Annotated in this window: 8 protein-coding genes; all 8 read left to right on the top strand. The window is 60.6% G+C overall.

All coding sequences use genetic code 11. The annotated features are described in order from the left end of the window. The first annotated feature begins 162 nt into the window (after positions 1-162). Positions 163-366 (top strand): hypothetical protein, encoded by a 204-nt coding sequence (locus ACR65T_RS15215; RefSeq protein ID WP_434497288.1) that lies wholly within the window; start codon positions 163-165, stop codon positions 364-366. Between the two features lie 36 nt (positions 367-402). Continuing rightward, positions 403-1,209 carry an FkbM family methyltransferase gene (locus ACR65T_RS15210; RefSeq protein WP_434497287.1) on the top strand — a complete coding sequence of 269 codons (807 nt, stop codon included), beginning with the start codon at positions 403-405 and terminating at the stop codon, positions 1,207-1,209. Between the two features lie 12 nt (positions 1,210-1,221). After that, positions 1,222-2,346, top strand: a complete 1,125-nt coding sequence (locus tag ACR65T_RS15205) for a glycosyltransferase family 4 protein (RefSeq protein WP_434497286.1) — start codon at positions 1,222-1,224, stop codon at positions 2,344-2,346. Further along, positions 2,343-2,588, top strand: coding sequence for a hypothetical protein (locus ACR65T_RS15200; RefSeq protein WP_434497285.1), 246 nt, complete (start codon positions 2,343-2,345; stop codon positions 2,586-2,588). The genes ACR65T_RS15205 and ACR65T_RS15200 overlap by 4 nt, the downstream gene beginning before the upstream one ends. A 37-nt stretch (positions 2,589-2,625) precedes the next feature. Beyond that, complete coding sequence (locus ACR65T_RS15195) at positions 2,626-3,453, top strand: hypothetical protein (protein WP_434497284.1); 828 nt, start codon at positions 2,626-2,628, stop codon at positions 3,451-3,453. 39 nt (positions 3,454-3,492) lie between these two features. Next, complete coding sequence (locus ACR65T_RS15190) at positions 3,493-4,884, top strand: oligosaccharide flippase family protein (protein ID WP_434497283.1); 1,392 nt, start codon at positions 3,493-3,495, stop codon at positions 4,882-4,884. Between the two features lie 69 nt (positions 4,885-4,953). Next, positions 4,954-5,952: an FkbM family methyltransferase gene (locus tag ACR65T_RS15185; RefSeq protein ID WP_434497282.1), complete on the top strand. Its 999-nt coding sequence runs from the start codon at positions 4,954-4,956 to the stop codon at positions 5,950-5,952. Between the two features lie 76 nt (positions 5,953-6,028). Further along, entirely contained in the window at positions 6,029-6,601 is a 573-nt protein-coding gene (locus ACR65T_RS15180; RefSeq protein WP_434497281.1) for a hypothetical protein, read from the top strand. Positions 6,602-6,708 lie beyond the last annotated feature (107 nt).

Raw genomic sequence — 6,708 nt, 5'->3', positions numbered from 1 at the left:
CCTTGCGTCGTCAGCACGTCGACCTGACGAAGCTTCGCGACAATCTCCTCGGGCTTGTGCCGTTTCCTGCCCATCTCAAATCCTCCTCATAGGCTCAAAGCCATACTTCACGGAGGATCACTTTTCAGGGGGCAGACCAGTCTCGAACGGATGATATTTGACATGACGGGACGGCCACGCTATCTCGCCTTCGTGAAATTCTGCTTCAGCCATACCGAGATAGCTGAAGGTCTCAAGGCGCGCGGTCTTACGCCTGTCGATGTGCGTTACTATGCAGCCGCGCCGCTGCTGTCCCGTCCCGCGCGCGCGGTTGGACGTGCGGAATACGCCGACAATCTCATCGCATATGTCTGTCGAAAATCATGACTCTTGATTTCCTGTATTAGCGAAAAGTGTGACGCCATGAATCCGTTCGCCCGTCTGGTCTTGGAGCTTGGTCAGCTGCGTCAATCGCTCGATATGGGGGATTTTCTCGGTTATTGCGCGGCTCTCGCGGGGAATGCGGGCGCCGTGGTCAAGCTCCGCACGCTCGCGCCGGTGGACAAGTCGATGCGCGGCACGATCGCTTTCGCCGTCGAAGGCGCGCGCATTCTGGTGCCCCTCGACGCAATGGCCGGGATGTTGAACGGCCATGACGAGACGCCGACCTTTGGCGGCGCGAGAGAGATGTATGCGAGCAATGTGTATCTCCGCGCGTTCCGCAAGGGACTGAAGGCCGACACGGTCGTCGATCTCGGCAGCAATCGTGGCCTTTTCCTGCTGCTCGGGGCAAAGGCTCTGGGCGCGCGCACGCTGGTGGGCGTCGAGCCGCAGGCGTTCTACACGCCGGTATTTGCGGCCGCAGCCAGCGCGAACGGCCTGCAGGCTGGCGACTACACGCGCTATGAGCGCTTCGCTTCGGCGACCCTGAGCGCCGATACGATCACCTTGCGGGAGATCATGGAGCGTCATGGCCTCTCGCGGATCGGCTTCCTCAAATGTGACATAGAAGGCGGCGAGTTCGACGTCTTCCTCGGCGATCCGGACGCGTTGAGACAGGTCGACAACATCGGCATGGAGCTTCACCCGGAAGAGGGTGACGCCGACGCGCTTGTCCGAACATTGAAAGATACCGGCTTCACGGTCGTCGTCACCGATCAGTTCGCCAATTCCATCACGCCGGCGAAAGGGCACTATCTCTACGCCTCGCGGACCGGCGATCTCGCCTGAGCAGGGAAGCCGATGAACTTCTCGCCCGCGCGTCAGCTCTCCGATACCGCGGCGGAACGCCAGGCGCTGGCTGGTCGCCCCGTAACGCTCGGCTCGGCCTATCTGACGCCTGGCATGGGGGGCATTTCGCGGCTGGCGCGACTGACCGCTTTCGCTGTCGCGAAGAGCGGGTGCGACCTGAGCCTGCTCTCGCTTCTCGATCCGCAACCGGTGACATTGGACGGCGTTCCCGCCAGGCTCTGCAAGGGAAGCAAGGCCGCCTTCGCTGCGCGATGTCTCATCGACGCCCTGCGGCCCCGTCATTTCATCTATGAATCTGCCGGCATTGCGCGGGGGCACGCGCGGCTTGGCCCCTTCACCCGTCCCTGTGCCCTCTGGATGTGCGGGATCGAGGTCTGGAGCGGTCTGCGCCCGCAAACGCACGCGACGCTGAGGCGCGCGGACGCGCGCTTCGCCATCTCTCACTTCACGCTCCGACGCCACCAGGAATTACACGGCGATCCGGGCCCGGCGTCTGTTTGCTGGCTGGCGACAGACGAGGATTATGCGCCCGACGCCGCGCCCGGATTCGGCGGTCCCCCGACAGCGCTACTGCTCGGCCGCATCGACGAACTCGCGGGCTTCAAAGGACATGCGGAAGTCGTCGAGGCGTGGCCGAAAGTCGTGGCCGCCGTACCGGAGGCGAGGCTGGTGTTTGCGGGCGGCGGCGCCGGGCTTCCTCGCCTCAAAGAATTGGTGGCGCAATCGCGCGTCGCGAGCCAGATAGAGGTCAAGGGCTTTGTCGCCGAGGAGGCGCTGCCCGATTTGTGGCGGCAGGCGCATGTGCTCGCCATGCCCAGCCGCAAGGAAGGGTTTGGCTTCGTTTACATCGAGGCGATGCGGCAGGGGCTTCCGGTGATCGCGTCGATCCATGACGCAGGCGCGGAGGTCAATCTCGACGGGGAAACCGGTTACAATGTCGATCTCGATCGACCCGCGCAGCTCGCCGACGGCCTGATTGCGTTATTGCGCGATCCGGATAAAGCGCGTGCGATGGGCCAGGCCGGCCAGCAGCGTTGGCGGGAGCATTTCCGCTTTTCGTCCTTCATGCAAAGATTCCAGCCGCTGCTCGCGCAATTTGTCGAGATAACTTCTTGATCACGCTCTCGCGTATCGATCCCGGCGGTCTGGCGCTGGCCTTTTCGCAATACCGAGTCGTTGTAAGGGATTCAGTTTCTTTTGCGCCGGGCGATGAAACAGGTCGGGGGGTGATCGCTTCGGTCCACGAAGACGAAGCTGAGATAGACCTCGACGGATTGATGGCGGAACAATGTCGATCACGACAAAAGTCAGAAACGAACGTCTCGAACGAACTTTACGGATACATCTCGCGTCGGTAAAGGTTGGTGTCGATTTCACTTTCCGAGAGATTTAGATATGGTTACGCCCGTCGATGCCGCCCGGTTGTTCGGCCGTTTTGTTCGGACGATCGCCTCCGACCCTCGGATTGCCAAAATGCTGGAGCCGGCGGCTCGCGGCGCCCGCTATGCAAACGAGAAGTTCGTTGAGACCAAAAAACCGACCGTGTCGGAGCAGCCGGCTCAGTCGAACCCTCTGCTGGACTATTTCCTGGCCCATGAGGAGGGGCCCGGCATCTTTAAGTTCATGCACTATTTCGACATCTATCACCGGCATTTCTCCCGTTTTGTAGGCAAGAAAGTGCGTGTGATGGAGGTTGGCGTGTATAGCGGCGGCAGCCTTGGCATGTGGCGCGACTACTTTGGCCCGGACTGTACCGTTTACGGGGTGGACATCGAGCCTGCCTGCCTGTCCTACAAGAGAGATGGCGTCGAGATCCTCATCGGTGACCAGGGAGACCCGCGCTTCTGGAAGCAGGTGAAGGAATCCGTACCGGAAATCGACATTTTCATAGACGACGGGAGCCATTTCCCAGAGCACCAGATCTTGACGCTGGAAGAGATGCTGCCTCATGTCGCGCCGGGCGGAGTCTTCCTGTGCGAAGACATCTACGGCTATCCTGCCGGATTTCTCCCTTATCTTTTTGGGCTATCAAGCGCATTCTACAGCGCGACAGACAATGATTTCCTTAAAGCCGTCGACTCGATCCACTTTTATCCCTCCATCGGCGTAATCGAGAAGGCGGCGCGGTACGGCGAGCACCGATCGCCGATGGAAGCGCTCCGTCGCGGCACTCAGTGGGCGCCATTCGACTCTTATGCACGGAAGGGCCGGGGCCTCGCCTGAGTGCGCTAGGGCTCACGCGCTCGTCGGTTAGGGACACGCATGAACACTAGCGTCGCTCGATGCGTCAGATGGTCCGTCTCGACCGCCGAATATATTTTTGGAGTGCTTGAAAGTTTCGCGCGTCGGCGGGGAGCCGACGACGTCGCATTGCTGCTCCTGAAAAACGTTGCCTGGACGACGGGCGCGCTGGCGTTCGAGAAGGGCCTTTCCCTCATCCTGGCATTGTATGTGGCGCGGCTCTTGGGCGTCGAGCTGTTCGGTAAGTACGGCCTTCTTTTTTCAACTGTCGGGATCATATCGGGGCTCGCAGGTCTGCAACTCGGATTAACCGCATCGGTCCATATTTCCCGTTACCGTAGCGCCGATCAGGCGAAGGCAGCGGCGGTCATGCGCCTTTGTGAGGCGGTGAGCTTCGGTCTTGCGCTCCTCGCGACACTCCTGCTCGCAGCGCAGCCGGCCTTAGTCGCGTCGCTTCTTTTCAATTCGTCGCAGGATGCGGATGTTTTGGCGGCGGGCGCCGCGATTGCGCTCCTCTCGGTGTTGGGAGGCGTACAAGAGGGCATCCTGCAGGGGTTCGAGGAGTTTCGTAAGCTCACCATTGTTCGAGTTACAGTCGCGGTGAGCAACCTCGTGATGCTATTACTCATCGCCCGGCCTCACGATCTCTTTTCGGTGGTCGTTGCAACGATCGGCGGCGCCGGTCTTCGCGTCACTATGCTGTTCCTTTTCAAGGAGCAGACATTACGCCGGCACAAGCTCCGAACGAACATGGCCGCAATGTGGAGGGTGCGCCATGTCATCATGAATTTCAGTGTGCCATCGCTCCTGACGAGCCTGACCGGGCTCTCAAGCTGGTATGGCATGCTGATCCTGGGCAAAAGCGCCGAAGGATTCAAAATGCTGGGCTATGTCACAGCAGGAACTCAGTGGCGGGGCACGGTGTTGTTCGTCACATCGGTTCTGGCCACTGTCGCGATCCCGATGATGAGCCGTATGCTCGGACAAGGCGACACGGCGGGAGCCAGTCGCCTCCACAACATCAATCTTCGACTGAACCTATTCACGGGACTTGGAATCGTCGCATTGACGAGTCTTTTATCGCCGCTGATCCTGCAGGCCTATGGCAGTGGTTTCAGCGAGGGCCGCTTGCCTTTCATCCTGATTGTCGCATCGACAGCGCCGGCGGCCTATGCAAACGTCTTTCTGCAATATCTCGTTAGCAGTGGGCGGATGTGGGAAACGTTGGCTTGGCAGGCCGGTCAAAACGCTCTCCTGCTTGTATTGCTTGTAATTGTCGTGCCCACTTTCGGCGTCGTTGGCTTCTCTTTAGCCACGCTTCTTGTTGCCGCAGTCTTTGCCGTCGTCATCCATCTCTGCCTCGTAGATCAGATTTCCGGAGCAACTGGGAAGAATGTCAATTCAGAAGCCTGACGAGTTTGAAGCTAAGGTATCGCGCCCGCGCTCAGCATTCGTCTCGGCGCGACAGACAAGTCGAATGAGATGACGACAGCAAACGACATTTTTTCGGATCGCGTGATCGCCGCGGCGGGAGTCGACCCGCTCGTCGTTCTGGACCTCGGCGCTCGCGGCGCCGTCGACGACGACTTGCTCGCCCTGGCCCCGGCCGTTTCCATCATCGGTTTCGAGCCGGACCCTGAGGAAGCCGCGCGTCTCGCCGCCCAGCCGAAGGGCCCATGGCGCGAACGCCGAATCCTGCCCTTCGCCATCGGACGCGCGCGCGGTCTCGCGACGCTCCACGTTCCGCGGGAACCGGCGGGCGCGTCACTTCTCCCGCACAACGCCGCGATGATCGAGCAATTCGGACACGAGGCGCTGCACCGCACGGTCAAGAAGATCCCGATCGAAGGTCTCTCCCTCGACGACCTCGAGAGCGAGGCCGGGATTTGCAGCATCGATTATCTGAAGATCGACATCGAAGGCGCCGAACTGGATGTTCTCGAAGGCGGCGCCAATATGCTGGCGAACGCGAAAGTCATCAAGGTCGAATGTTCGTTCCTCGAGCAGCGCGTCGGCCAGCCTCTCGCCGCGGAAGTGATATGCTGGCTGGCGGAACGCGGTTTCGATCTGATCGACATCCGCGCCATCCATCACTGGCGCAGGCGCCCGCTGCCATCCCACCCCTATTCCATCGGCTTCGACTTCCCCTACTCGCGCGGGCGAATCGCGCAGGCCGACCTCTTTTTCCTACGCCGCCATTCACCCGACGCGCCGGGCCGCGACATCGCCGCCGCCACACTCATCCTTGCGGCCATTGGCTATATCGATCTTGCCATGACGGTGCTGCGCCGTTGTCCGTCTGGAGACAGCTGGTGGCGAGAGCACGGCGTGGACATCGAATCAGAACTCAAGGCCGCCTCGGGCGCGCTCGGACGGAAAGAGCTGCGGGCCGCGATCGCGGCCCAAATCCGGGGAGCCGTTCCGCTTGTGAAATCCTGGTTTGGGCTTTTGAGCTTCCGCGCTCCAGAACATCGGTACTGACGAAATGTGCGGCATTGTCGGCGCGATCACTCGCGAAGGGTCAGGTCCCCGAGATCTCACGAACGCCCTTACCCTCATGTTCCATCGGGGACCCGACGGATACGGGCAATGGGGCGAAGCCTACTCCGAGCGCCACGCCGTCGCGATCGGCCATCGCCGGCTTTCCATCATCGACCTGTCCGACGCCGCAAGCCAGCCCATGGCCGACGCCAGTGGACGTTACTGGCTAACGTTCAACGGCGAGATCTATAATTACATCGAATTGCGCGACGAACTGAAGGCGATGGGCGCCCGGTTCCGAACCGCGTCGGACAGCGAAGTTATCCTCGAAGCATACAAGGTCTGGGGAACCGACTGCGTCACGCGCTTCAACGGCATGTATGGATTTGCGATCTGGGACACATCGGCGCGCCGCCTCTTTGCCGCGCGCGATCGTTTTGGTGAAAAGCCCTTCCTATTCGTCGCCAAACCCGAGCTATTCGCCTTCGCCTCCGAATATAAGGCGCTGCTGACGATGCCCGGCGTGTCGCGAGCGCACGACGATTTTCGTCTTCTGCGATTCGCGACGAATCCATCGACCGGCCTCGATGGGGAAAGACAGACAGTTTTCGACGATATGGTCTGCCCCCTGAAAAGTGATCCTCCGTGAAGTATGGCTTTGAGCCTATGAGGAGGATTTGAGATGGGCAGGAAACGGCACAAGCCCGAGGAGATTGTCGCGAAGCTTCGTCAGGTCGACGTGCTGACGACGCAAGG

It is taken from the genome of Methylocystis sp. (genome assembly GCF_051061285.1).
Taxonomy (GTDB): Bacteria; Pseudomonadota; Alphaproteobacteria; order Rhizobiales; family Beijerinckiaceae; genus Methylocystis.
The sequence above is the reverse complement of the archived record's forward strand: the minus strand, read 5'-3'. Positions and strand labels throughout refer to the sequence as shown.

Bases quoted from the DNA above. Each gene is read 5' to 3' on its own strand.
- ACR65T_RS15180 (WP_434497281.1), top strand. From the start codon at position 6,029: ATGTTCCATCGGGGACCCGACGGATACGGGCAATGGGGCGAAGCCTAC.
- ACR65T_RS15195 (WP_434497284.1), top strand. From the start codon at position 2,626: ATGGTTACGCCCGTCGATGCCGCCCGGTTGTTCGGCCGTTTTGTTCGG.
- ACR65T_RS15190 (WP_434497283.1), top strand. From the start codon at position 3,493: ATGAACACTAGCGTCGCTCGATGCGTCAGATGGTCCGTCTCGACCGCC.
- ACR65T_RS15210 (WP_434497287.1), top strand. From the start codon at position 403: ATGAATCCGTTCGCCCGTCTGGTCTTGGAGCTTGGTCAGCTGCGTCAA.
- ACR65T_RS15185 (WP_434497282.1), top strand. From the start codon at position 4,954: ATGACGACAGCAAACGACATTTTTTCGGATCGCGTGATCGCCGCGGCG.
- ACR65T_RS15205 (WP_434497286.1), top strand. From the start codon at position 1,222: ATGAACTTCTCGCCCGCGCGTCAGCTCTCCGATACCGCGGCGGAACGC.
- ACR65T_RS15215 (WP_434497288.1), top strand. From the start codon at position 163: ATGACGGGACGGCCACGCTATCTCGCCTTCGTGAAATTCTGCTTCAGC.